The organism is Streptomyces sp. NPDC058758 (genome assembly GCF_042746075.1).
In the GTDB taxonomy this organism is placed as follows: Bacteria; Actinomycetota; Actinomycetes; order Streptomycetales; family Streptomycetaceae; genus Streptomyces.
The window spans coordinates 17,313-40,297 of record NZ_JBHYPS010000001.1 but is presented as its reverse complement, the minus strand read 5'-3'; the positions used below and the strand labels follow the sequence as shown (position 1 = coordinate 40,297).

Genomic DNA, 22,985 nt, shown 5'->3' with positions numbered 1-22,985 from the left:
CCTCACGCGCAGTGCCCGACCAGGCGCGCGGCGACCCCGGGGGAGCCCGCCCAGTGCGTGTGCACGTAGCTGGCGTGCACCCCGCCCCGCACGAAGCCCTCCACCCGGGTCTCCGGCTGCCGCAGCCCCCAGGCGGCGAGCGGGCCGGCGCCCGGCTCGATCACCGTCCGGTGGAACTCGTGCCCGCGCATCCGGGTCCCGGCGGGTGCGAGCACGCTGTCGTTCACCGCCACCGCGTCCCGGTACCCGAGCGTCAGCCGCTCCGTCATCCGCGCGTCCGCGTCCAGCACCCCGCACATCGGGGTCCCGTCCAGCGACCGCGCCAGGTACAGCAGCCCGGCGCACTCGGCGGCCACCGGCGCCCCGGACGCCGCCAGTTCGGCCACCGCGGCGCGCAGCGGCTCGTTGGCGGCCAGCTCGGCCGCGTACACCTCGGGGAACCCGCCGCCTATGACCAGCCCGGACGTGCCCTCGGGCAGCGTCTCGTCGCGCAGCGGATCGAAGGTGACGACCTCCGCCCCGGCGGCCCGCAGCAGCTCGGCGTGCTCGGCGTACGAGAACGTGAACGCGGCCCCGCCGGCGACGGCGACCACCGGCCGGCGCCCCGCCGGGGACGGCGCGGCGGGCGGCGCCCACGCCTCGGCGTCCAGCGGCGGCGCCGACCGGGCGAGGGCCAGCAGCCCCTCCAGGTCGCACCCGCTCCGCACCTGCTCCGCCTGCGCGGCCACCGCCTCCACGGCCTGCGCCTGCCGCTCGGCGACCGGGACCAGCCCCAGGTGCCGCGACGGCGTCGCCACGGCGGGCGCCCGCCGCAGCACCCCGAGGACGGGCACCCCGGACTCCTCCAGCGCCTCCCGCAGCAGCTGCTCGTGCCGGTCGCTCGCGACCTTGTTGAGGATCACGCCGCCGAGCCGCACCTCCGGGTCCCAGGAGGCGAAGCCGTGCACCAGCGCCGCCACCGACCGCGACTGCGAGGACGCGTCGACGACCAGCACCACCGGCGCCCGCAGCAGCTTCGCGACCTGCGCCGTGGAGGCCAGTTCGCCCTGGCCCGCGGCGCCGTCGTACAGCCCCATCACGCCCTCGACCACGGCCAGGTCGCAGCCGCGCGAGCCGTGCGCGAAGAGCGGCGCGACCAGCTCCGTCCCGCACATGTACGCGTCGAGGTTGCGGCCCGGGCGGCCGGTGGCGAGCGCGTGGTAGCCCGGGTCGATGTAGTCGGGCCCCACCTTGTGCGGGGAGACGGACAGGCCGCGGGAGGCGAACGCGGCCATCAGGCCGGTCGCCACCGTGGTCTTGCCCGCGCCCGACGACGGCGCCGCGATGACGAGACGTGCTACCACTCGATGCCCCGCTGGCCCTTCTGACCGGCGTCCATCGGGTGCTTCACCTTGGACATGTCGGTGACGAGGTCGGCGAAGTCCACCAGCTCCTGCGGCGCGTTGCGCCCGGTGATGACGACGTGCTGCTGCCCCGGACGGTCCCGCAGCACCTCCACGACCTCCTTCACGTCGATCCAGCCCCAGTGGAGCAGGTACGCGAACTCGTCGAGGACGTAGAACTTGTAGCGCTCCTCGGCCAGGTCCCGCTTGACCTGCTCCCAGCCCTCGCGCGCCTTGTCCTCGTGCGACTGCTCGCCCTCGGCGACCTCGCGCTGGATCCAGGACCAGCCCTCGCCCATCTTGTTCCAGGTGACGGTGCCGCCCTTGCCGGTCTCGCCGAGCGCCTTGAGGGCGTTCTCCTCGCCGACCTTCCACTTGGCGGACTTCACGAACTGGAACACCCCGATCGGCCAGCCCTGGTTCCAGGCGCGCAGCGCCATCCCGAAGGCGGCCGTCGACTTCCCCTTGCCGACGCCCGTGTGCACCATCACCAGTGCCCGGTTGCGGCGCTGACGGGTCGTGAGGCCGTCGTCGGGCACGACGGTCGGCTGTCCCTGCGGCATTAAGCGGCCCTCCTGACAGAGCGGTTGACTTGTGCTTCTCGTACGAGCCCGGCGATCGCGTCGGCGCGCAGTTCGTCCAGGGTGACGGCGGTGCCGCCCAGGTCACGGGCGAGGTCCCCGGCGAGACCGAGCCGCACCGGGCCCGCCTCGCAGTCCACGACGACGCTCGCCGTGCCGTCGGCGGCGTGCAGCCGCGCGGCCCGGGCGGCGAGCCCCACCGGGTCGGGACCGCCGCCGGTCGCCCGCCCGTCGGTCACGACCACGAGCAGCGGCCGGCGCGAGGGGTCCCGCAGCCGCTCCACCCGCAGCACGTCGTGCGCCTTCAGCAGCCCGGCGGCCAGCGGCGTGCGCCCTCCGGTCGGCAGCTCCTCCAGGCGGGCGGCGGCCGCGTCCACGGAGGACGTCGGCGGCAGCGCCAGCTCGGCGGCCCGCCCCCGGAAGGTCACCAGGCCCACCTTGTCCCGCCGCTGGTAGGCGTCGAGCAGCAGCGACAGCACGGCGCCCTTCACGGCGCCCATCCGCCTGCGCGCCGCCATCGACCCGGAGGCGTCCACGACGAACAGCACCAGGTTCCCCTCGCGCCCCTCCCGCACCGCCTGCCGCAGATCGTCCCGGCGCACCACGAGCCCCGGCCCCGACCGCCCGCGCGCCCGCTGGTGCGGCGCGGCGGCCCGTACGGTCGCGGACAGGTGCAGCTTGGTCAGCGCGCCCTCGGGGCGGGTCGCCCCGGTGGTCCGGCCGTTCTGGGTCCGGGCCCGGGAGCGCCGCCCGGCCGCGCCCGCGCCGAGCCCGGGCACGGTGAGCACCTTCGTGCGGAACGGCTCGCCGGCCTTCACGGCGGCCCGCTCGCCGGCCGCGCCCCGGGGCGCGGTCTCGGGCGCGGTCTCGGGTTCGGGCGCCTGCTCGGGCGTCTGGGAGGGCCCCTGTTCCGGTACGCCGCCGGTCTCGGGCGCGGGCCCCTCACCGCCCTGCGGCGGCACCCCGCCGCCACCGCCGGGCCCGCCGTCCCCCGGCCCGTCCGTCCCCGGGTCCGGGTCCGGGTCGTCCTCGGGCTCGTCCCCCTTGAACCGCTCCAGGGTCTCGTCGAGCTTGTCCTCGTCCATCCCCGGCGCGTCGAAGGGATTGCGCCGCCGCCGGTGCGGCAGGGCGAGCAGCGCGGCCTGCCGCACGTCCTCGCCCGTCACCTCCTCCCGGCCCGCCCACGCGGCGAGCGCGGTCGCGGTCCGGGCCATGACGATGTCGGCGCGCATGCCGTCGACCTCGAACGCGGCGCAGGTGGCGGCGATCTGGAGCAGCACGGCGTCCCCGAGGGCCACCTTCGGCAGCAGCTCCCGCGCGGCGACGATCCGCGCGCGCAGCGCGGCCTCCTCGCCGGCCCACCGCTCGGCGAAGCCGGCCGGGTCGTCCTCGAACGCCAGCCTGCGCCGCACCACTTCGACCCGCTCCTCGGGCACCCGCGAGGCGGCCACCTCCACGGTCAGGCCGAACCGGTCGAGCAGCTGCGGCCGCAGCTCGCCCTCCTCGGGGTTCATGGTCCCCACGAGCAGGAAGCGGGCCGCGTGCCGCACGGAGACGCCCTCGCGCTCGACGTGCGAGGCGCCCATGGCGGCGGCGTCGAGGAGGTGGTCGATCAGGTGGTCGGAGAGCAGGTTGACCTCGTCGACGTAGAGGATCCCCCGGTGGGCGGCGGCCAGCAGCCCCGGCTCGAACGCCTTCACGCCGTCGGCGAGCGCCCTCTCGATGTCGAGCGACCCGACCAGCCGGTCCTCGGAGGCCCCGACGGGCAGCTCGACCATCCGCGCGGGCCGCGCCTCGGCCTCGCCGTCCCCGTGCGGCCCGTCCGGGCAGTCCGGGTCGGGCGCGGCCGGGTCGCAGCCGAACCGGCACCCGGCGACGACGGCCACCTCGGGCAGCAGCTCGGCGAGCGCGCGCACGGCGGTGGACTTGGCGGTCCCCTTCTCGCCCCGCACGAGCACGCCGCCCACGCTCGGGCTGACGGCGTTCAGCAGCAGCGCGAGCCGCAGGTCGTCCATGCCGACGACGGCGGTGAACGGAAAGCGGGTGCTCATCGCGTGTTCCTCTCCAGAAGATGACGGTCGGCCGCCGAAGGCGGGCGACCGCCCGCGGGTCGTCGCACGGGGCGCGCACGGCCCCGGAGCCCCACCGGACCGGCGGCCGCCGACGGCGGGCAGGCGCCCGCCCGGGCCGCCCGCGGGCGGCAGCGCCACCCGCACCGGTGGGGCGGGCGGGAACCCCGGACCGGCCGGAGGCCGGGCGCGGCCACCCGCGCGGCCAGCCCGCGCGGCGCCCCCGCCCCGCGCCCGCTCACGGCGCCCCCGGCGGCACGAACGGAAGCCCCTTCGGCGCGCCCTCCTCGACGAGGCGCAGCAGCGCGTCCGTGTCGGCGTGCTCCTCGATCAGGTCGCCGAGGCGGTCCAGCTGCTCCTCGCGCAGGGTGCCGAAGGAGGTGTCGGGCGCGGGCACGAAGGCCCGTCCGGCGGCCGCCGCGACCTCCCGGAGGAAGGCCCGGCGGAAGCCGTCGCTCTCCAGCGAGCCGTGCCAGTGGGTGCCCCAGACGGCGCCGACCCGGCACCCGTCGAGGAACGGCTCCCCGCCGAGCACCTCGGCCACGCCGTGGTGGATCTCGTACCCCTCGACCCGCTCCCCGAGCGCCTCGCCGACCGGCCGCGCCAGGGTCTTCTCGCGGGCGAAGCGGACCCGCACGGGCAGCAGCCCGAGCCCCTCGACGGCGCCCGCCTTCGACTCGACCTCGTCCTCGATGTGCTCGCCGAGCGCCTGGAAGCCGCCGCAGATCCCGAGCACCGGGCGCCCCTCGGCGGCCCGCCGGGCCAGCGCGCCGGCGAGGCCGCGCTCGCGCAGCCACGCCAGCGCCCCGACCGTCCCGCGCGTGCCGGGCACGACCACCAGGTCCGCGTCGGCCAGCTCCTCGGGCCGGTCCACGAACCGCACGATCACGCCCGGTTCGGCGGCCAGCGCGTCGACGTCGGTGAAGTTCGACATCAGCGGGACGGCGCAGACCGCGACCCGCAGCACGTCCGCGCCGACGGGCGGCGCGACGACGGACTCGCGGACGGTGCCCCGCAGGGAGACCCGCAGCCCGTCCTCCTCGTCGATGCCGAGCCCGTGCGCGTACGGCAGCACGCCGTACGTCCGGCGGCCGGTGAGCCCGTGCAGCATGTCCAGGCCCGGTTCCAGGAGCGTCACGTCGCCGCGGAACTTGTTCACCAGGTAGCCCGCGATCAGCTCCTGGTCCTCGGGCGCGAGCAGCGCCGTGGTGCCGAAGAACTGGGCGAAGACCCCGCCCCGGTCGATGTCGCCGACCACCACGACGGGCAGCCGCGCGGCCCGCGCGATGCCCATGTTGACGATGTCGGTCCGGCGCAGGTTGATCTCGGCCGGACTGCCGGCGCCCTCGCAGATCACCGCGTCGTGGGTGGCCCGCAGCTCCTCCAGGCAGGCGAGGACCGGCTCGAAGAGGGTCCGCTGCCGCCCGCCGTGGTAGCCGCGGGCGCTCATCTCGCCGACCGGCCTGCCCATCAGCACGACCTGGCTGGACCGGTCGCCGCCCGGCTTGAGCAGCACCGGGTTCATCAGCGCGGTCGGCTCGACGCGCGCGGCCTGCGCCTGCATGGCCTGCGCGCGCCCGATCTCGGCGCCCTCCCGCGTCACGAAGGAGTTGAGGGACATGTTCTGCCCCTTGAACGGCGCCACCTTGACGCCCTGCCGGACCAGCCAGCGGCAGATGCCCGCCGTGACGACGCTCTTGCCCGCGTCCGAGGTCGTCCCGGCGACGAGCAGCCCCCCACCCCTCACTTCGTCCTCCGCTTCACCGCGTCCTTGGAGACGCCGTCCGTCAGGATCCGGCCGCCCGCGCAGGCGGCCAGGGTCAGCCAGGTCACCCGGCGGGAGAGCCGGACCGCCCGGTCGATGTCGGCGACCTCGACGGGCCGCCCGCCGGCGTTGAGGACGGGCCGGTGCTCGACCCGCCCGCCGTACGAGAGCGTCCCCCCGAGCCGTACCCCGAGCGCGCCCGCGAACGCGGCCTCGACGGGCCCGGCGTTGGGGCTCGGGTGCTTCCCCGCGTCCGCCCGCCAGGCCCGTACGGCTCCGCGCCGGTCGCCGCCCGCGAGGACGGCGAGGGCGGCGGTGAGCCGGGCGCCGGGCCAGCCGGCCAGGTCGTCGAGGCGGGCGGAGGCCCAGCCGTAGCGGCGGTGGCGGGGGGACTTGTGGCCGACCATGGCGTCCAGGGTGTTGACGGCCCGGAAGCCGAGCAGCCCCGGCACGCCCGCGACGGCGCCCCACACGAGGGCGCCGACGACGGCGTCGGAGGTGTTCTCGGCGACGGACTCGACGACCGCGCGGGCCATCGCGGGCCCGTCCAGGGCCTGCGGGTCGCGCCCGACCAGGTGCGGCATCCGCTCCCGGGCGACCTCCAGGTCGCCGGCGGCGAGCGCCCCGCCGATGGCCCGGGCCTCCCGGCCCAGGGTCGTACCGCCGACGACGGCCCACACGGCGGCGGCGGTCAGCGCGACGGAGGCGGTGCGGCTGCCGCGGACCGCGCGGGCCGCCAGCGCCCCGGCGGCGACGGCGCCGCCCGCGCAGACGGCGGTGTGCAGGGCGCCGCGGCCCCGGTGGTCGCGCCAGAGGCGCTTCTCGACGGCGGCGGCGGCGCGTCCGAAGGCGGCGACGGGGTGGCCGCGGCGGGGGTCGCCGAGGACCAGGTCGACGGCGAGGCCGGCGGCCGCTCCGTACGCGAAGACTGCGGTGGCTCGGGAAGCCACGGGGGTGCGGCCGGGCATGGCGGCGTGTCCTCACTCAGGGTCCGCGCCCTGGGTCGACGTGACCGGCGGCGAGAGTTCCTGACTCCCGGATCCGGCGGTTCGCCGGGCCCGGTCACAGTGGCGGGACCGCGCCGGAATCGCACCGGGCTTCCTCTCCATTGCCGCCGTATTGGCCCCGGCAGTCCACCACGCCCCGCGAACGGCCGTCAACTCACCCTTGACCTGCGACGGGTCACTGTGCGGAGCGCCACAGACACGAGGGCCGGGCCCGCCCTCGCGCGAGGTGCGGACCCGGCCCTCCGGGTGCCGTGGGTCAGACGACGATGAGGTAGATGCCGTACGCGACGGCCGCCGCGCACAGCGCGAAGCAGGCGTAGGCGCCGGTGCGGGCGAGGACGGCGGAGCCGCCCGAGGCCGCGGCCCGCTCCTGCTTGCCGAGGCCGACGATCCCGAGGGTGAAGAGGCCCACGAGGGCGACGGTCGCCACGAGGCTGACTCCGAAGACGGAGCCGAGAGCTGCCCAGTCGATCTTCATGGCTTGGGTTCCCGTTTCCTTAGGGGGCTCAGACCGCGGCGGCGGGGGCCGGGGGAGCGGCGGGGTCGTTCGGACCCGGCGCGTGGATGGTGGTCTTGAGGCCGTCGTCCGCGACGGCGGCGACGGAGCCGGCCGGCGGCGGGGTGACGGCCGCGATGGCCGTGGTCACGACGCCGGGGGTGCCGGAGTCGGAGTCGTCGCCCAGGTCGTCGGCGGTGACGTTGTGGTGGTCGACCGGCTGGCGGCGGGAGAGCGCCCAGATCACGGCCGAGCCGCCGATCAGGAGGGCCGCGGTGACGGCGATGCCCCAGGTGCCCTGCTTGGTGAGGAACTCGGCGGCGGCGCCGACGAGGCCGGCGGCCGGGAGGGTCAGGCCCCAGGCGACGAACATCCGGGTGGCGGTCGACCAGCGGACGACGCCGCCCTTGCGGCCGAGGCCGGCGCCCATCACGGCACCCGAGCAGGACTGGGTGGTGGAGAGGGAGAAGCCGAGGTGCGAGGAGGCCAGGATGACCGTCGCGGCGCTGGTCTGGGCGGCGAAGCCCTGCTGCGGCTGGAGGTCGGTGAGGCCCTTGCCCATGGTGCGGATGATGCGCCAGCCGCCGAGGTAGGTGCCGAGCGCGATCGCCAGGCCGGCCGAGACGATGACCCACAGCGGGGGGTTCGAGCCGGGGGCCACGACGCCCTGGGTGACCAGGGCGAGGGTGATGATGCCCATCGTCTTCTGGGCGTCGTTGGTGCCGTGGGCGAGGGAGACGAGACCGGCGGAGGCGATCTGGCCGGCCCGGTAGCCCTTGGCGGTCGCCTTGGCCTCCGGGTTCGCCTTGATCTTGTACGTCAGCTTGGTCGCGGCCATCGCGGCGAGGCCGGCGACGATCGGCGCCGCCACGGCCGGGATGAGGACCTTGGTGACGATGGTCGAGCCGTTCACGGCCGACCAGCCGGCCGACATGACCGCGGCGCCGATGAGGCCGCCGAAGAGGGCGTGGGAGGAGCTGGACGGCAGGCCCAGGAGCCAGGTCAGCAGATTCCACAGGATGGCGCCGACGAGGGCCGCGAAGATCACTTCCGTGCGGATGCCCTCTTCGTTGATGATCCCGCCGGAGATCGTCTTGGCGACCTCGACGGACAGGAACGCGCCGACCAGGTTCAGCACGGCGGACATGGCCACCGCCGTCTTGGGCTTGAGGGCACCGGTCGAGATGGTGGTGGCCATCGCGTTGGCGGTGTCGTGGAAACCGTTCGTGAAATCGAACACGAGAGCTGTCACGACCACAATGGCGAGCAGCAGCGTGATGTGTTCCATTTACCCAGGCAATCGTTTGACGTCAGTGGCTGGACGAACGTAGGCAACCTGAGTGAACGGAAGGTGAACTGGGCAGGGCATCACGGTGTCTCGATCCGGTGCCGTGAGATTCCGCTTGGCCGCCGGGAGCCCCCGTGTCCACCATCCGGTCACCCCGCGACCACGGGTAATCCCGGACCCCACGGGGCGCACCGGACCCCGGTCCCTCCCCGCCCGGCCGGCGCGTTCCACCCCCTGGACGGATTCATCCGCACGGGGACCCGCCGGAGAGACCCTCGTCACCCTCCCGGGGCACCCGCCCGGCTCCGTCCGGTGGCAGTCTCCCCACCCCCGTGACGACACTGGGAGCGTGCGCCCGGCTACAGCGACGGCAGCGGCCGTCACCACCCTGATCGGTGTCGGTGCGGCCGCCGTGGCGGCCGGCCGCCACGCCGGCGGCGTCGCCCTCAAAGCGGCGTCCGGACGGCCCCTCCCCGGCGACCCCAAGCTCACCGTGCACGCCACGGGACCCGAGCGGGTCACCCTCACCCGCAGCCTCGCCTCGCTGCGCCCCGGCACCTACGGGATGACGGCGCCCGGCGTGCACGCGGTCACCGGCCCGGTCCTCGACCGCGTCCCGCACACCGCCGACACCGTCGTCCGCCGCCTCGAACGCGTCGAACTCGGCGCGCTCGGCCCCGGCAGCCGGGTCCGCCTGACCCCGCAGCTGCACACCGGCACCCCGGAGACGGCCCTCGGCCTGCCCCACGAGGACGTCGAGATCCCCGGCGAGCTCGGCCCGCTCCCCGCCTGGCTCGTCACCGGGCCCCGCGCCACCTGGGTCGTCGCCCTGCACGGCCTCGGCGCCGGCCGCGAGCACGCGCTGAACCTCGTCCCCTTCTACGCCCGCCGCCGCGTCCCCGTCCTCGTCCCCGCCTACCGCGGCGACCGGGGCGCCCCCGAACCGGCCGACGGCCTCTCCCAGCTCGGCGACACCGAGTGGCGCGACGTCGACGCCGTCCTGCGCTACGCGGTCCGCCGCGGCGCCTCCAAGATCGTCCTGCACGGCTGGGGCACCGGCGCCACGATGGCGCTGCGCGCCGCGGCGGAGTCCGGCGTGCGCGACCGCATCGCCGGCCTGGTGCTCGACTCGCCGGTCCTCGACTGGGAGGCCACCGTCCGCAACCTCGCCGCCGCCCGGGGCGTGCCCGCCCCGCTGGTCCCGCTCGCCGTCCGCGCGGCCCTCGGCCGCACCGGCCCGCACCCCGACCACACGGCGGGCCTCGGCGTCCCGGTCCTGCTGGCGCACGGCCCCGACGACACCATCTCCCCCTGGGAGCCCTCCGTCGAACTGGCCGCCCGCCGGCCCGACCTGGTCACCCTCCTCCCCGTCCGCCGGGCCCCCCACACCGCCATGTGGAACGCCGACCCCCTCCGCTACGAGGAAGCCCTCCGCCGCTACCTCACCCCCCTGATGTAGCCGCCGCGCGCGGGGGGCCGGGACGCGCCGGGACGGCGTCGCGCATTCCGATTGGGCTTTCGGGCCGTCAGCGGGAAGACTGCCCCCGTGACGTCTCGAAAGCCCGATGAACCATTGGCGCGCAACTCCAGACTCCGACTCGTCCGTCCGCGGTCGCTGGCCACCGCCCGACGGGCCGCGACGACGCGGCGCACCCGGCCTGCCCCGAGGCCGCCCGAGGGCACCCCGCCCCGCGCGGAACTGGCCCGCCAGGCCAGGCTCGTCCTCGCCGACGCCGTGCGGATCGCCCGCTGGGCCGCCACCCCGCAGGGCCCGCGGACGGGCCCGCGCGCGGCCGACCGGCCCGCCTCCGCTTCCGCTCCGCTCGACGGCCCGGCCGCCGTCGAACGGGCCGCCGCCGAGCTCGGCCTGACGCCGGCTCGGGTCCGCGCCGGCTGGGACCGGGCCCGGCTCGCCGGCCTGGTCGAGCTGCACGGCGCCACCGTCCGCCCCGGCTGGCGGCTCCAGGCCTGGGACCGCGACGACTCCGCGGTGCTCCGCGGCTGGGTCGCGCTCCTCGACGCCTGGTCGCTGGTCCACCCGGCCCCCCGGGGCGTGGCGCCCGGCGCGGTCGCCGAGGTCGTGGAGGCGGTGCCGCAGGTCCTGTCGCTGCTCCAGCTCTCCCACGGCCCCGTCCTCGTCCCCGCCCTGCTCGACCTCCTGGGGCAGCGCGTCGACGAACTCCGCGAGGAGCGCTGCGAGGTGCCCGGCGACGGCGTCCCGGCCCAGCCCCCCACCCCCGCCGAGCGCCTGCCCGCCCTCCTCGACTGGGCCCTGGAGGGCCTCGCCGAGGTCGGCGCGCTCACCCTGGACAGGGGGACCGGCCCGGAGGGACGTCACGCGACCCTGACCCCGCTCGGCAACTGGGCGGTGTGGGTCAAGCTGGAGCAGATCTGCGTGGCCGCGCAGAGCCCCGCCGGCAACATCGAGCAGTCCGCCGCCGACATGCTCCGCGGCTGCGCCCGGCTCACCCCGGGCCCGGCCCGTGACGAGTACCGCGCGTGGCTCGCCGCCCGCACGCTGGCCGGCGCGATCGCCGAGCTGCTCGCCGCCGCGCGCGGCGAGGACGCCCTGCTGCGCGGCCTCGCCTTCGAGGCGCTGCGGGTGGTCGGCGCCCCCGCCGAGGCGGAGGTCCGCGCCGCGGTCGCCGAGCCCTCGCTGCGCCCCTACGCGCTGCTGTGGCTCGCCGAGTACGAGGGCACCGACCCCGACGACGCCCCCGAGGTCCTCACCCGCGAGGAGGCGACCTGGCTCTGGGTGGACACCGCGGCCGCCGTCGCCGACCACGGCGAGAGCGAACTGCTGGTGCGGCACCTGGACTCGGCCGTGCAGGGGACCGTGCCCGCGCTGCTGGACGAGGTCAGGGCCGTCGGCCATCCGAGGACGGTGCAGGTGCTGGTCGCGCTGGCCGCCGCCCACCCGGACCCGGCGCTGGCGAAGGCCGTCCGGCGGGCCGCCTTCCAGGTCCACACCGGCGGCGCCTGACCCCGGCCCGCCCGCCCCGGGTCCGCCGCGTCAGTCCGCCGGGCCCGGGGCGTACGCGCCGAAGCCCCCCGCGTCACCCTCGGCGTCCTTCGCCACGGAGCCCCGGGAGCCGTACTCCCGGTCGGCGGACGGCGTCGGGATCTCCCCGCCGTGCGCGACGGCCCGGGCGTGGTGCCCGTCCACGTCCCGGACGCGGACGTGGACGCCCACCGGGCCGCCCGCGCCCATCGCCTTGTCGCGGGCGTCGCCTGAGCCGGAGCGGAGGCCGGGCCTCAGCGGAAGGTGTTGCACCGGGCCATGTCCCCGGTCCGGTAGCCGGTGGAGAACCACTGGCGGCGCTGCTCGGCCGAGCCGTGGGTCCAGCTCTCCGGGGTCACCCGGCCCTGGAAGCGCTCCTGGATCCGGTCGTCGCCCACCGCCGCCGCCGCGTCCAGGCCGTCGCGGATGTCCGCGTCGTCGAGCCGGGTGAGCAGCGGCCGTCCGGTGGCGTCGTCCGGGGCGGTCGTGGCGTGCCGGGCCCACACGCCCGCGTAGCAGTCGGCCTGGAGCTCGACGCGGACGGCGTTGGAGCCGGCCCCGGTCCGCCCGTCCTGGGAGCGGCTGAGCGTCCCCATCAGGTTCTGGATGTGGTGCCCGTACTCGTGGGCCACCACGTACGCCTGGGCGAAGGGGCCGCCGCCGGCGCCGAACGTGGTCCGCAGCTCATCGAAGAAGCCCAGGTCCAGGTAGACCTGCCGGTCGCCGGGGCAGTAGAACGGGCCAACTGCGGAGCTCGCCGCGCCGCAGGCGGTGTTCACCTGCCCGCTGAAGAGGACGGTGGAGGCGGGAGAGTAGGTGCCGCCCCGGCGGCCGTACTCGCTGCGCCAGTAGTCCTGGAGGCTGTTGACCACGGCCACGGTCCGGCAGTCCTCGCGGCTGTTGGCGTCCGCGCCGGTCCGGCACGCCTGGTTCACCTGGGCCGCGGAGGAGGCGCTGGCGGCGGGCTGGTCCTCGCCGCCGGAGGAGAGTCCGAGCTGGTCGGGACCGACGCCGAAGAGGATGCCGAGGACCAGGGCGATGAGGCCGGCGATCCCGCCGCCGACGGTCGCCCTCCCGCCGGGGACGCGGCTGCCGCGGACGTCCTTCACCTCGGAGGTGTCCAGACGGGCGTCGTCGTCGAACTGCACGGTCCACCTCCGCGTCACCGCGGCGGCCCGACCGCCGCCCTCCGCCGAGTATCAGCCGGTCTTCCGTACTCCGCCCCTTTTGTTCCCTCTGTCAAGCACTGAGAGAAACGTCCCTATCCCGCCCGGGCCGCCCGTGTGGCCGAAAACCAGTTGCAGACGCCCGATAGACTGGCCGCATGGACATTCTCCCCTGGGACATCCTCCCCTGGGTGCATTAGCGGCGTCGCAGCCCGTCACCTGTCGTCATCCGCCGTCTTCCCATCGCCCTGGAGTCCGTCCGTGATCACCGCTTCCGGCATCGAGCTGCGCGCCGGCGCCCGCATCCTCATCGAGAACGCTTCCTTCCGCGTCGCCAAGGGCGACCGCATCGGCCTCGTCGGCCGCAACGGAGCGGGCAAGACCACCCTCACCAAGTGCCTGGCCGGCGAGGGCCAGCCCGCCGGCGGCACCATCGCCCGCTCCGGCGAGGTCGGCTACCTCCCGCAGGACCCGCGCACCGGCGACCTCGACGTCCTCGCCCGCGACCGCTTCCTCTCCGCCCGCGGCCTCGACGTGCTGCTGCGCAAGATGCGGATGAACGAGGAGCGGATCGCGACCGGCTCCGGCGCCACCCGCGAGAAGGCCCTCAAGCAGTACGAGCGCCAGGAGACCGAGTTCCTCACCAAGGGCGGGTACGCCGCCGAGGCCGAGGCCGCCACCATCGCGGCCGCCCTCGGGCTGCCCGACCGGGTCCTCGGCCAGCCGCTGCACACCCTCTCCGGCGGTCAGCGCCGCCGGATCGAGCTGGCCCGGATCCTCTTCTCGGACGCCGACACGCTCCTCCTCGACGAGCCGACGAACCACCTCGACGCCGACTCGATCGTCTGGCTGCGCGACTACCTGAAGACCTACCGCGGCGGCTTCATCGTCATCTCCCACGACGTCGACCTGGTCGAGACCGTCGTCAACAAGGTCTTCTACCTGGACGCCAACCGCTCCACGATCGACGTCTACAACATGGGCTGGAAGCTCTACCAGCAGCAGCGCGAGGCCGACGAGAAGCGCCGCAAGCGCGAGCGCCAGAACGCCGAGAAGAAGGCCGCCGCGCTCAACTCGCAGGCCGACAAGATGCGCGCCAAGGCCACCAAGACGGTCGCCGCGCAGAACATGGCCAAGCGCGCCGAGCGCCTGCTCTCCGGCCTGGAGGCGGTCCGCGCCTCCGACAAGGTCGCCAAGCTGCGCTTCCCGGAGCCCGCGCCCTGCGGCAAGACCCCGCTCACCGCGGAGGGCCTGTCCAAGTCGTACGGCTCCCTGGAGATCTTCACCGACGTCGACCTGGCCATCGACAAGGGCTCCCGCGTCGTCATCCTCGGCCTCAACGGCGCCGGCAAGACCACCCTGCTCCGCCTCCTCGGCGGCGTGGAGAAGCCCGACACCGGCGAGGTCACCCCCGGCCACGGCCTCAAGCTCGGCTACTACGCCCAGGAGCACGAGACCCTGGACCCGGAGCGCACGGTCCTGGAGAACATGCGCTCCGCCGCGCCCGACCTCGACCTGGTCGAGGTCCGCAAGACGCTCGGCTCCTTCCTCTTCTCCGGCGACGACGTCGACAAGCCGGCCGGGGTGCTCTCCGGCGGCGAGAAGACCCGCCTGGCGCTCGCGACCCTGGTCGTCTCCTCGGCCAACGTGCTCCTGCTCGACGAGCCCACCAACAACCTCGACCCCGCCAGCCGCGAGGAAATCCTCGGCGCGCTGCGCACCTACAAGGGCGCGGTCGTCCTGGTCACCCACGACGAGGGCGCCGTCGAGGCGCTGGACCCGGAGCGGATCATCCTGCTGCCGGACGGCGTGGAGGACCTGTGGGGCCCGGACTACGCGGACCTGGTCGCCCTGGCCTGAGCCCCGACTGGATCATTCGGCTCATCACCGGATCCGTCATCTGAGTGAGAAGGTCTCGTACCCCCGGCGCGGGCCCCTGCTGAATCCTTCCGGCAGGGCCCGCGTCGCACGTTTGTTCCCGCGGCGTCGCTGACCTGGCGATCCCTTGATCCACTCCCGTGAGGGGCGGGTTCCAGCCGCGCGGAATGACGGCTTCCGATCGTGAGGACGCCGTACTCGTCCGCAAACCCGGCAGGACGGACCTTGTCGAATGGGTGGCCAGGACGACGGGGAGGGGTGATCATGAGAAGTCCAGAGCGCACTTCCCATGAGGAGGCACGGGTGGCCGAGACTCTGAAGAAGGGCAGCCGGGTGACCGGCGCCGCGCGCGACAAGCTCGCGGCAGACCTGAAGAAGAAGTACGACTCCGGTGCGAGCATCCGGGCGCTGGCCGAGGAAACGGGCCGCTCCTACGGATTCGTCCACCGGATGCTCAGCGAATCCGGAGTCACGCTGCGTGGTCGCGGCGGAGCGACACGGGGCAAGAAGGCGGCCTCGGCCTGACGCCGGGGGCGGCTCGACCGGTCCACCGGGACCTTCCCGGTGGGCACCCGGTCGGTCCTGCGACCGCCCGGGTGGTTACTGTGCAGTCACTTAGCATCGGATGCAGTGCTGCATTGGAACCGGAGGCGCCCCATGACCACGCCCGACGACTCCCAGCTCGTCTTCGACAAGGACGGTGTACGGCTCACCGTCGAGGACGCCGTTGCCACGGTGACCCTGACCAACCCGGCGAAGCGCAACGCCCAGTCTCCCGCTCTGTGGCGGGCGTTGACGGAAGCCGGCCGGTCTCTTCCGGGCAGCGTGCGGATCGTCGTCCTGCGCGGTGAGGGCCAGTCCTTCTCCGCCGGACTCGACCGACAGGCCTTCACGCCCGAGGGCTTCGACGGAGAGCCGTCCTTCCTCGACCTCGCCCGGGGTTCCGACGCGGACCTCGACGCGGTCATCGCCGAGTACCAGGAGGCGTTCACCTGGTGGCGCCGCAGCGACCTCGTGTCCATCGCGGCGGTCCAGGGCCACGCCATCGGTGCCGGCTTCCAGCTCGCCCTCGCCTGCGACCTGCGGGTCGTCGCCGAGGACGTGCAGTTCGCCATGCGCGAGACCAGCCTGGGCCTCGTCCCCGACCTCACCGGGACGCACCCGCTCGTCTCCCTCGTGGGCTACGCCCGCGCGCTGGAGATCTGCGCCACCGGCCGCTTCGTCCACGCGGAGGAGGCCGAGCGCATCGGGCTGGCCAACATCGCCGTGCCCGCCGCCGAACTCGACGCCGCGGTACGGGACCTCAGCGCCGCCCTGCTCGCCGCGCCGCGCGACGCGGTCGTCGAGACCAAGGCGCTGCTCCAGGGTGCCGCCGGCCGCTCCTACGAGGAGCAGCGCGTCGCCGAGCGCGCCGCCCAGGCCCGCCGGCTGCGCGACCTCGCGGGCCTCGGCGACTGACACCCGCCCGCGAGGGCCCCTCAGCGCACCTCCGTGACCAGGACGGTGACCGCGGCGCCCGCAGGGGCCGCCGCGGCCGCCGCCGCGTGCGCGGCCCGCGCCACCTCGGCCGGCGGATGCTCCGCCGCCACGGCGAACTCCACCCGCACCTCCTCGCGGACCCGGTGCACCGGCGGACCCAGCGCGTCCGTCACCGCCGCCACGCCCGGCACCAGCAGCACCGCGAGCGCCACCGGATCGTCCGTCGCCGGCGCGGCCCGGCCGGACGGCGCCGGAGCCGGCTCCGGCGCGGGCGCCTCCTCCAGCAGCTCCGTCACCCGCAGGTCGGCCTCCGTCACCGCCAGGCCCAGCTCCGCCGCGGCCGCGAGGAGCACCGCCCGCACCTCCTCCGCCGTCTCCGGCAGCGGCCGCCCGGCCGCCACCACCGCGAACTCCGCGTCGATCCGCAGCGGCCCCGGCGCCAGCCCGCCCGGCGGCACCGGGAACGGCGGATCCGGCACGCTCGCCTCCGCCGCCGCGCCGACCCGCAGCGCGCCCGGCACCACCCCCCGCACTCCCGAGGCCGCGCGGCCCAGCACCTCCCGGGCCGCCCGCTCCGCCAGCCAGGCTCCCGCCACCGTGCCGAGCGGCAGCAGCCTGCCCGGCGCCAGGCGGTCGCGTACCGCCGCTTTCCAACCGTCACTCGTGGTCATTGCCCCAGACTGCCGTATCCCCGGAGCGGCATCGGGTAACCGCCCTTAATGTGGGCGAAGAACCCCGAAATATCCCAGAAGGGGCTGAATCTGATGACGGACAGTGAACGCGCTCCGGAGAGCACGCCGATCACCAAGAAGGGCGGCGGCACGGCCGCCACCCGGGGCCGGACCACCATCGCCGACGGCGTGGTGGAGAAGATCGCCGGCATGGCCGCCCGCGACGTCGTCGGCGTCCACGCCATGGGCAGCGGGTTGTCCCGCACCCTCGGCGCCGTCCGGGACCGCGTCCCCGGCGGGGGCGGCGGCAAGGCGGGCGTCACCCGGGGAGTCAAGGCGGAGGTCGGCGAGGTGCAGACCGCGCTCGACCTGGAGATCGTGGTCGACTACGGCGTCTCCATCGCCGACGTCGCCGGAGCGGTCCGCGAGAACGTGATCGCGGCCGTGGAACGGATGACCGGTCTGGAGGTCGTCGAGGTCAACATCGCGGTCAGCGACGTGAAGCTGCCCGACGAAGAGGAAGACGAGCCCGAGTCCCGGCTCCAGTAGCCGGCCGGCACGGACACACGGACCGCAGGGCCAGGAAAGGGGTTCAGCATGAGCATGGCGGTGGTCGGCCTGCTGGCCGGCATGGGTCTCGGCTTCGCCGGATACTTCGGCGGTTTCGGGGCGTTTCTGCTGGTCGCGGCCTTGGGCGCGGTCGGCTTCGTGGCCGGGCGCTTCCTCGACGGCGATCTCGAACCCGGCGATCTGCTCCGGGGCCGCGACCGCGGCGAACGGCGCCGGTGACGGCGGGTGACCACCGACGTCACGGAACGCCCGCCGGTGCGCGAACGGGGCGCGACCACGATCGCCGACCGGGTCGTCGCCAAGATCTCCGCGCGAGCCGCCCGGGAGGCCCTGGGCGGCGTGCCGGCGGGCGGCAACCGGCCGCACGCCTCGGTCGTCGTCCACCGGGACGCCGCCCGCATCTCCATCAGTCTCGAACTCTGCTATCCCGCCGACGTCGGGCGCCGCTGCGGGGCCGTGCGCGCCCGGGTCCGCAGCCGAGTGGAGGAACTGGTCGGCATGGAGGTCCACGAGGTCTCCGTGCACGTCGAGCGCCTCCACTCCGCGCGCACCGCGCCGGCCGGGAGGAAGGGCCGCCTGGCATGACGACACCCGAACGGCCCACCGTCCCCCCGCAGACCGCCGGGGCCGACGGCGGGGGAGGGACGGACGGAGCGGGCGACGGCGTCCCCGTCCTCGCCGGCTCCACGGCACCCCCGGGGCGGGTCCGCCGCTTCTGGGCCGTCCGGCGGATCCCCGCCGGACTGCTCGCCGCCGTCGTCCTCGGCGGCACCGGACTGCTGCTGTACGACGTGGCCGCCGTCCGGGCCGGCCGGAGCGCCATGAGCTGGCGGCGCGAACTGGCCGACGAGCTCGCGACCCGGCCCCTCGACGACGCCGTGGTCCTCGCGGCGGCCGGACTCGCCGTCCTGCTCGGCGTCTGGCTGCTGGTCCTGGCGTCCACCCCCGGCCTGCGCTCGGTGCTCCCGATGCGCCGCGCCCATCCCGACGTCCGGGCCGGGCTCGACCGGGAGGCCGCCGCCCTCGCCCTGCGCGACCGGGCCATGGAGGTCTCGGGCGTGCAGTCCGTGAAGGTCCGGGTCGGCCGCGCCAAGGTCGCCGCCCGGGCCGTCTCCCACTTCCGCCCGCTCGACGACGTCCGCGCCGACGTCGAGCGCGTCCTCACCGGCGGCGTCGAGGACCTCGGGCTCGCCCGGCCCCTCGCGCTGACCGTCCGGGTGGACCGCCCGTCCAAGAAGGGGTGAAACCCGTGAACGCACCGGTCACCGCCGTCCTCCGGCGCGTCAACCGCACCCTGCTCGGCCTCGCCGGGCTGCTCCTCGTCCTCGCCGGCGGGGCCGTCCTCGCCGCCGGCCTCGACCTGCCCGTGCCGTCCTGGTGGCCCTGGTCGGGCCCCGGCGACGTGCTCCTGTCCGCCGCCCGGCGGCAGCGGTGGCGGGCCGAGGGCTGGTGGTGGCCGACCGTCATCGCCGTCCTCGGCGTCGTCGTCCTGCTCGCCCTCTGGTGGCTGCTCGCCCAGTTCCGCCGGGCCCGGCTCGCCGAACTCCTCGTCGACACCGGCGACGGCGACGCCGCCGTGCTGCGCGGCCGGGCCCTGGAGAGCGTCCTGGAGGCGGACGCCGCCGCGCAGGAGGGCGTGGCCCGGGCGCGCGTCGCCCTCACCGGCCGGCGCACCGCCCCCCGCACCCGCATCGCGCTCCTCCTGGAACCGCACGCCTCCCCGGGCGAGGCCCTGGCCGGGCTCGGCGGCGAGACCCTGGACCGCGCCCGCGCCTCGGCGGGGCTGGCGGAGCTGCCCACCGAGGCCCGGCTGCGGGCGGTCAAGCACCGGGCCCGCCGGGTGACCTGAGGCGGCGTCCGGTCAGAAGCCGTGACGGGCGCCGCCGTCCACCGGCAGCATCAGGCCCGTCAGGTACGACGCGGCCGGGGAGAGCACGAAGGCGGCGGTGCGGCCGAACTCCTCAGGGGTCCCGTAGCGGCGCAGCGGGATCGCCAGCTCGTTGGCGGCCCGGGAGGCCTCCGCGTCGCCGGAGAGGGCGTCGAGCTGCCGCACCCGGTCGGTGTCGATGCGGCTCGGCAGCAGGCCGACCACCCGGATCCCGCGCGGACCCAGGTCGTTGGCGAGGGACTTGGCGAAGCCCGCGAGTCCGGGGCGGAGCCCGTTCGAGATCGTCAGGCCCGCGATCGGCTCGTGCACCGACCCCGACAGGACGAAGCCGATCACCCCGCCCTCGCCCAGCGCCTCGGCCGCCGCCCGGGCGAGCCGCACCGCGCCGAGGAAGACGGTCCCGAAGGCCGCCGCCCACTCCTCGTCGGAGTTGTCCGCCGCGAAGCCCGGCGCCGGGCCGCCGACGCTGATCAGGATGCCGTCGAAGCCGCCGAACCGGGCGCGGGCCTCCGCGATCAGCCGCCCCGGGGTCTCCGGGTCGTCGTTGTCGGCGGCGAGCCCCGCCGCGCCCTCGCCCAGCTCCGCGACCGCCGCGGCGACGGTCGCCTCCTCGCGCCCGGTGACCAGCACCCGGGCGCCCTCGGCGAGCAGCGCCTCCGCGGAGGCCCGGCCGAGCCCCCGGGTCGCGCCCGTGACGACGTACACGCGGTCCTTCAGTCCAAGATCCATGGACCTATCCTGCCGTCTCCTCCCCGCCCAGGGCGAGCGCCGTCCCGACCAGCCCGATGTGGCTGAAGGCCTGCGGGAAGTTGCCCAGCTGCCGGCCCGTCGCCGGGTCGTACTCCTCCGCGAGCAGCCCCACGTCGTTGGTCAGCCCCACGAGCCGCTCGAACAGCGCCCGGGCCTCGTCCGCGCGCCCGGTCATCCGCAGCGCGTCGGCGAGCCAGAAGGAGCAGACGAGGAAGGTGCCCTCCCGTCCGGGCAGCCCGTCGACCGCGCCCGAGTCGGGGGTGTAGCGCCGGACGAAGCCCCGGTGGGTCAGCCCGTCCCGCACCGCGTCCACCGTGCCGACCACCCGGGGGTCGTCCGGCGGCAGGAAGCCCACCCGGGGGATCAGCAGGGTGGCGGCGTCGAGCTCCCGGGAGCCGTACGACTGGGTGAAGGTGTTCCGCCCGGGGTCGTACGCCCGGGCGCACACCTCCGCGTGGATCTCGTCCCGCAGCGCCCGCCAGCGGCCCGGCTCCCCGGGCAGCGAGGGGTCGGCCTCCAGGGCGCGCACCGCGCGGTCGGCCGCGACCCAGGCCATCACCTTGGAGTGGGTGAAGTGGCGGCGGGGGCCGCGGACCTCCCACAGCCCCTCGTCGGGCTCGCGCCAGTGCGACTCCAGGAAGCCGAGCAGGCTCAGCTGGAGGTTCCAGGCGTGCCGCTCGGCCGGGATGCCCGCCTGGCTCGCGAGGTGCAGGGTGTCCATGACCTCGCCGTACACGTCGAGCTGGAACTGCTCGACGGCGGCGTTCCCGGTCCGGACGGGGCGCGAGTCGGCGTAGCCGCGGAGCCAGGGCAGCGCGGTCTCGGCGAGCCGTCGCTCGCCGGCCGGCCCGTACATGATCTGGAGGTCGGCGGGGTCGCCGGCGACCGAGCGGAGCAGCCAGTCGCGCCAGGCGGCGGCCTCGTCGGCGTATCCGGCGGCGAGCAGCGCGCCGAGGGTGAGGGAGGAGTCGCGCAGCCAGCAGGCCCGGTAGTCCCAGTTCCGCACCCCCCCGATCTCCTCCGGCAGCGAGGTGGTGGGGGCGGCGACGATCCCGCCGGTGGGGGCGTAGGTGAGCGCCTTGAGGGTGATGAGGGAGCGGATCACGGCGGAGCGGTACGGCCCCCGGTAGGCGCACCGGGCGGTCCACTCCCGCCAGTCGGCGAGCGACTGTTCCAGGGCCTCGAAGGGGTCGACGAGCGGGGGCCGCCGTTCGTGGGAGGGGTGCCAGGTGAGGACGAAGGCGACGCGCTCCCCGGCGGCCACGGTGAAGGCGGAGCAGGTGGCGAACTGCTGGCCCCAGGTCTTCACGGGCGGCTCGCTGCGCAGCCAGACGGCGTCCGGCCCCGCGACGGCGACCCGGTGCCCCTCGGAGCGCCGCACCCACGGCACGATCGAGCCGTAGTCGAAGCGGAGGCGGAGCACGGAGCTCATCTCGACGCGGCCGCTGACGCCCTCGACGATCCGGACGACGTCCGGCGCGCGGTCCCGCTGGGGCATGAAGTCGGTGACCTTGACGGTGCCGGTGCGGGTCTCCCAGAAGGTCTCCAGGACCAGGGAGTCCTCGGCGTAGCGGCGGGAGGAGCAGCCGGTCGCGCCCTTGGGGGCGATCCGCCAGTGTCCGTTGTCCTCGTCGCCGAGGAGGGCGGCGAAGCACGCGGCGGAGTCGAAGCGGGGCAGGCAGAGCCAGTCGACCGACCCGTCGCGGCCGACGAGGGCGGCGGTCTGGAGATCGCCGATCAGGGCGTAGTCGTCGATGCGTCGGGTCACGCTCTGGGCTGTTCCCGCCGACGGCGGCGGTCAATCAGCGGGGCGAGGTGGTCCGGATCGCGCCACCGTCCTCTTGCGCGGCCTCCGGGGCGGCGTCGCCCGGCCCGCCGGTGCCCCCGCCCTCGCCCCCGTCCTCCGCGGCGGCGGCCGCGCGGTCGCGCCGCTCGCGCCGGACGAGGACGAACCAGCCGACCGGCACGCCGGCCGCGAAGAGCCACCACTGGACCGCGTACGCCATGTGGGCGCCGATCGAGTCGTGGTCGGGCTCGGGGATCTGCTCGGGGGAGCCGCCGGCCGGGGCGGGCTCCGTCTGCTCGACGTAGCCGCCCAGCACCTCGCGGCCGATCAGTTCGGCCTGCTGGCCGCTGCTGATGAGCATCACCTGGCGGTCCGGCAGGCCCTTGAGGTCCTTGATGCCGCTGGCGCCGGTGGTCTCGTCGGCCTTGAGCCGGCCGACGACGGTGACCTCGCCCTTCGGGGCGGGCGGGACGTCGGGGTAGTCGCGCTGGTCGGCCGCGCCGGGCACCCAGCCCCGGTTGACCAGGACGACCTTGCCGTCCTTCAGGACCAGCGGGGTGAGCACGTGCGCCCCGACCCGGTCGTCGGAGGAGGTGCGGCGGCGGACGACGACCTCGTGGGCGGTGTCGAAGGTGCCGGTGGCGGTGACCCGGCGCCAGTAGTCGGCGCGGGGGACGACGTGGCCGGGGGAGGTGAGCTCCTCCACCGGGACCGGCGCGGCCTCCAGGTTGTCCGCGATCAGGGTGTTCTGGGCGACCCGGCGTTCGTGCCGGTGGAACTGCCAGAAGCCCAGCTCGATCATCACGGGGATGAGGACGAGGGCGACGAGGGTGAGGATCACCCACTGCCGGGACAACAGGAAGCGGTACACCCCACGACCGTACGACACGGGCGTGAGGTGTCCGCACACCGGGTCGGGTGACCGGGCCACCCGTTCAGGAATCGTTTCCTCAGGTGTCGGGCCGGGTCACACCCGGTCGACGATGCCCGCCTTCCCCTCGGCGCGGGCGCAGTGGGCGCCGCAGTACCAGTTCCCCTCGACCTCGACGCCCTGTCCGATGATCTGGACCCGGCAGTGCTCGCAGATGGGCGCCATGCGGTGGATGGCGCAGGAGAAGCAGTCGAAGACGTGCACCGCGCCCTGCGCGTGCACCTCGAAGGACATGCCGTAATCGTTTCCGCAGACCTCACAACGTGCCATGCGCCAC

General features: G+C 75.5%; 24 protein-coding genes and 1 riboswitch. Of the genes, 10 read left to right on the top strand and 14 right to left on the bottom strand.

All coding sequences use genetic code 11. From position 1 onward, the window contains the following. Positions 1 to 2 precede the first annotated feature (2 nt). The 7 genes from ACFW6A_RS00210 to ACFW6A_RS00180 form a co-directional block, all read right to left on the bottom strand. The gene (locus ACFW6A_RS00210) at positions 3 to 1,343 is read right to left on the bottom strand and encodes a cobyrinate a,c-diamide synthase (protein WP_351842205.1); all 1,341 of its coding nucleotides are present in this window, start codon (positions 1,341 to 1,343) and stop codon (positions 3 to 5) included. Next, on the bottom strand, positions 1,337 to 1,945 hold the full coding sequence (cobO, locus tag ACFW6A_RS00205) for a cob(I)yrinic acid a,c-diamide adenosyltransferase (protein WP_189950455.1): 609 nt from the start codon (positions 1,943 to 1,945) through the stop codon (positions 1,337 to 1,339). The genes ACFW6A_RS00210 and cobO overlap by 7 nt, the downstream gene beginning before the upstream one ends. After that, the gene (locus ACFW6A_RS00200; protein WP_386637933.1) at positions 1,945 to 4,014 is read right to left on the bottom strand and encodes a putative cobaltochelatase; all 2,070 of its coding nucleotides are present in this window, start codon (positions 4,012 to 4,014) and stop codon (positions 1,945 to 1,947) included. The genes cobO and ACFW6A_RS00200 overlap by 1 nt, the downstream gene beginning before the upstream one ends. A gap of 256 nt (positions 4,015 to 4,270) precedes the next feature. Further along, a complete protein-coding gene (locus tag ACFW6A_RS00195; RefSeq protein WP_351842201.1) occupies positions 4,271 to 5,779 on the bottom strand; it encodes a cobyric acid synthase in 1,509 nt (502 codons plus the stop codon). Further along, positions 5,776 to 6,765: a cobalamin biosynthesis protein gene (locus ACFW6A_RS00190; RefSeq protein WP_386637928.1), complete on the bottom strand. Its 990-nt coding sequence runs from the start codon at positions 6,763 to 6,765 to the stop codon at positions 5,776 to 5,778. The genes ACFW6A_RS00195 and ACFW6A_RS00190 overlap by 4 nt, the downstream gene beginning before the upstream one ends. Positions 6,766 to 6,819: 54 nt before the next feature. After that, positions 6,820 to 6,902: riboswitch (cobalamin riboswitch) on the bottom strand. A gap of 158 nt (positions 6,903 to 7,060) precedes the next feature. Further along, positions 7,061 to 7,282: a hypothetical protein gene (locus ACFW6A_RS00185; RefSeq protein ID WP_351842197.1), complete on the bottom strand. Its 222-nt coding sequence runs from the start codon at positions 7,280 to 7,282 to the stop codon at positions 7,061 to 7,063. Between the two features lie 28 nt (positions 7,283 to 7,310). Further along, a complete protein-coding gene (locus ACFW6A_RS00180; protein ID WP_351842195.1) occupies positions 7,311 to 8,588 on the bottom strand; it encodes an inorganic phosphate transporter in 1,278 nt (425 codons plus the stop codon). Between the two features lie 349 nt (positions 8,589 to 8,937). Between ACFW6A_RS00180 and ACFW6A_RS00175 the strand changes: the two genes are divergently transcribed. Together ACFW6A_RS00175 and ACFW6A_RS00170 are read left to right on the top strand one after the other, a co-directional pair. Continuing rightward, on the top strand, positions 8,938 to 10,047 hold the full coding sequence (locus ACFW6A_RS00175) for an alpha/beta hydrolase (RefSeq protein WP_386637924.1): 1,110 nt from the start codon (positions 8,938 to 8,940) through the stop codon (positions 10,045 to 10,047). An 87-nt stretch (positions 10,048 to 10,134) separates the two neighbouring features. After that, positions 10,135 to 11,571: a hypothetical protein gene (locus ACFW6A_RS00170; protein WP_386479529.1), complete on the top strand. Its 1,437-nt coding sequence runs from the start codon at positions 10,135 to 10,137 to the stop codon at positions 11,569 to 11,571. Positions 11,572 to 11,601: 30 nt separating this feature from the next. On the opposite strand, the gene ACFW6A_RS00165 is transcribed toward ACFW6A_RS00170, so the two are convergent. Together ACFW6A_RS00165 and ACFW6A_RS00160 are read right to left on the bottom strand one after the other, a co-directional pair. Continuing rightward, entirely contained in the window at positions 11,602 to 11,862 is a 261-nt protein-coding gene (locus tag ACFW6A_RS00165; RefSeq protein WP_351842189.1) for a hypothetical protein, read from the bottom strand. Continuing rightward, on the bottom strand, positions 11,844 to 12,737 hold the full coding sequence (locus ACFW6A_RS00160) for a neutral zinc metallopeptidase (RefSeq protein WP_351842187.1): 894 nt from the start codon (positions 12,735 to 12,737) through the stop codon (positions 11,844 to 11,846). Before ACFW6A_RS00160 ends, ACFW6A_RS00165 begins: the two co-directional genes overlap by 19 nt. A gap of 279 nt (positions 12,738 to 13,016) precedes the next feature. Here ACFW6A_RS00160 and ACFW6A_RS00155 point away from each other — a divergent pair, with 279 nt between their 5' ends. From ACFW6A_RS00155 to ACFW6A_RS00145, 3 genes are all read left to right on the top strand, one after another. Beyond that, positions 13,017 to 14,615 carry an ABC-F family ATP-binding cassette domain-containing protein gene (locus tag ACFW6A_RS00155; protein WP_386637921.1) on the top strand — a complete coding sequence of 533 codons (1,599 nt, stop codon included), beginning with the start codon at positions 13,017 to 13,019 and terminating at the stop codon, positions 14,613 to 14,615. Positions 14,616 to 14,936: 321 nt separating this feature from the next. Further along, complete coding sequence (locus tag ACFW6A_RS00150) at positions 14,937 to 15,158, top strand: helix-turn-helix domain-containing protein (protein WP_006123601.1); 222 nt, start codon at positions 14,937 to 14,939, stop codon at positions 15,156 to 15,158. A 132-nt stretch (positions 15,159 to 15,290) separates the two neighbouring features. Beyond that, positions 15,291 to 16,091, top strand: coding sequence for an enoyl-CoA hydratase/isomerase family protein (locus tag ACFW6A_RS00145; protein WP_386479534.1), 801 nt, complete (start codon positions 15,291 to 15,293; stop codon positions 16,089 to 16,091). 20 nt (positions 16,092 to 16,111) lie between these two features. On the opposite strand, the gene ACFW6A_RS00140 is transcribed toward ACFW6A_RS00145, so the two are convergent. Further along, positions 16,112 to 16,783, bottom strand: coding sequence for a hypothetical protein (locus tag ACFW6A_RS00140; protein ID WP_386479537.1), 672 nt, complete (start codon positions 16,781 to 16,783; stop codon positions 16,112 to 16,114). A gap of 93 nt (positions 16,784 to 16,876) precedes the next feature. Between ACFW6A_RS00140 and ACFW6A_RS00135 the strand changes: the two genes are divergently transcribed. Genes ACFW6A_RS00135 through amaP form a run of 5 tightly spaced genes read left to right on the top strand, consistent with a single transcriptional unit; the run spans position 16,877 to position 19,202 of the window. Beyond that, positions 16,877 to 17,332, top strand: coding sequence for an Asp23/Gls24 family envelope stress response protein (locus tag ACFW6A_RS00135; protein ID WP_351842179.1), 456 nt, complete (start codon positions 16,877 to 16,879; stop codon positions 17,330 to 17,332). Between the two features lie 48 nt (positions 17,333 to 17,380). After that, a complete protein-coding gene (locus ACFW6A_RS00130; protein WP_190224429.1) occupies positions 17,381 to 17,572 on the top strand; it encodes a hypothetical protein in 192 nt (63 codons plus the stop codon). A gap of 6 nt (positions 17,573 to 17,578) precedes the next feature. Then, positions 17,579 to 17,938 carry an Asp23/Gls24 family envelope stress response protein gene (locus ACFW6A_RS00125; RefSeq protein ID WP_386637916.1) on the top strand — a complete coding sequence of 120 codons (360 nt, stop codon included), beginning with the start codon at positions 17,579 to 17,581 and terminating at the stop codon, positions 17,936 to 17,938. Continuing rightward, positions 17,935 to 18,597, top strand: coding sequence for a DUF6286 domain-containing protein (locus ACFW6A_RS00120; protein WP_351842175.1), 663 nt, complete (start codon positions 17,935 to 17,937; stop codon positions 18,595 to 18,597). The genes ACFW6A_RS00125 and ACFW6A_RS00120 overlap by 4 nt, the downstream gene beginning before the upstream one ends. A 5-nt stretch (positions 18,598 to 18,602) precedes the next feature. Further along, positions 18,603 to 19,202, top strand: coding sequence for an alkaline shock response membrane anchor protein AmaP (amaP, locus tag ACFW6A_RS00115; protein WP_351842173.1), 600 nt, complete (start codon positions 18,603 to 18,605; stop codon positions 19,200 to 19,202). Positions 19,203 to 19,214: 12 nt separating this feature from the next. On the opposite strand, the gene ACFW6A_RS00110 is transcribed toward amaP, so the two are convergent. From ACFW6A_RS00110 to ACFW6A_RS00095, 4 genes are all read right to left on the bottom strand, one after another. After that, entirely contained in the window at positions 19,215 to 19,970 is a 756-nt protein-coding gene (locus ACFW6A_RS00110) for an SDR family oxidoreductase (RefSeq protein WP_386637913.1), read from the bottom strand. Positions 19,971 to 19,974: 4 nt separating this feature from the next. Continuing rightward, positions 19,975 to 21,759 carry a glycoside hydrolase family 15 protein gene (locus ACFW6A_RS00105; RefSeq protein WP_386479548.1) on the bottom strand — a complete coding sequence of 595 codons (1,785 nt, stop codon included), beginning with the start codon at positions 21,757 to 21,759 and terminating at the stop codon, positions 19,975 to 19,977. A gap of 34 nt (positions 21,760 to 21,793) precedes the next feature. Next, positions 21,794 to 22,648 (bottom strand): SURF1 family protein, encoded by an 855-nt coding sequence (locus tag ACFW6A_RS00100; RefSeq protein WP_351842168.1) that lies wholly within the window; start codon positions 22,646 to 22,648, stop codon positions 21,794 to 21,796. Between the two features lie 96 nt (positions 22,649 to 22,744). Further along, the gene (locus tag ACFW6A_RS00095) at positions 22,745 to 22,978 is read right to left on the bottom strand and encodes a hypothetical protein (RefSeq protein ID WP_351664993.1); all 234 of its coding nucleotides are present in this window, start codon (positions 22,976 to 22,978) and stop codon (positions 22,745 to 22,747) included. Between the last annotated feature and the right edge of the window lie 7 nt (positions 22,979 to 22,985).

What these genes read in the sequence shown, in the direction of transcription:
- cobO (WP_189950455.1), bottom strand. Translation starts at nt 1,945, where the DNA reads ATGCCGCAGGGACAGCCGACCGTCGTGCCCGACGACGGCCTCACGACC.
- ACFW6A_RS00200 (WP_386637933.1), bottom strand. Translation starts at nt 4,014, where the DNA reads ATGAGCACCCGCTTTCCGTTCACCGCCGTCGTCGGCATGGACGACCTG.
- ACFW6A_RS00190 (WP_386637928.1), bottom strand. Translation starts at nt 6,765, where the DNA reads ATGCCCGGCCGCACCCCCGTGGCTTCCCGAGCCACCGCAGTCTTCGCG.
- ACFW6A_RS00185 (WP_351842197.1), bottom strand. Translation starts at nt 7,282, where the DNA reads ATGAAGATCGACTGGGCAGCTCTCGGCTCCGTCTTCGGAGTCAGCCTC.
- ACFW6A_RS00180 (WP_351842195.1), bottom strand. Translation starts at nt 8,588, where the DNA reads ATGGAACACATCACGCTGCTGCTCGCCATTGTGGTCGTGACAGCTCTC.
- ACFW6A_RS00145 (WP_386479534.1), top strand. Translation starts at nt 15,291, where the DNA reads ATGACCACGCCCGACGACTCCCAGCTCGTCTTCGACAAGGACGGTGTA.
- ACFW6A_RS00140 (WP_386479537.1), bottom strand. Translation starts at nt 16,783, where the DNA reads ATGACCACGAGTGACGGTTGGAAAGCGGCGGTACGCGACCGCCTGGCG.
- ACFW6A_RS00135 (WP_351842179.1), top strand. Translation starts at nt 16,877, where the DNA reads ATGACGGACAGTGAACGCGCTCCGGAGAGCACGCCGATCACCAAGAAG.
- ACFW6A_RS00130 (WP_190224429.1), top strand. Translation starts at nt 17,381, where the DNA reads ATGAGCATGGCGGTGGTCGGCCTGCTGGCCGGCATGGGTCTCGGCTTC.
- ACFW6A_RS00120 (WP_351842175.1), top strand. Translation starts at nt 17,935, where the DNA reads ATGACGACACCCGAACGGCCCACCGTCCCCCCGCAGACCGCCGGGGCC.
- ACFW6A_RS00110 (WP_386637913.1), bottom strand. Translation starts at nt 19,970, where the DNA reads ATGGATCTTGGACTGAAGGACCGCGTGTACGTCGTCACGGGCGCGACC.
- ACFW6A_RS00095 (WP_351664993.1), bottom strand. Translation starts at nt 22,978, where the DNA reads ATGGCACGTTGTGAGGTCTGCGGAAACGATTACGGCATGTCCTTCGAG.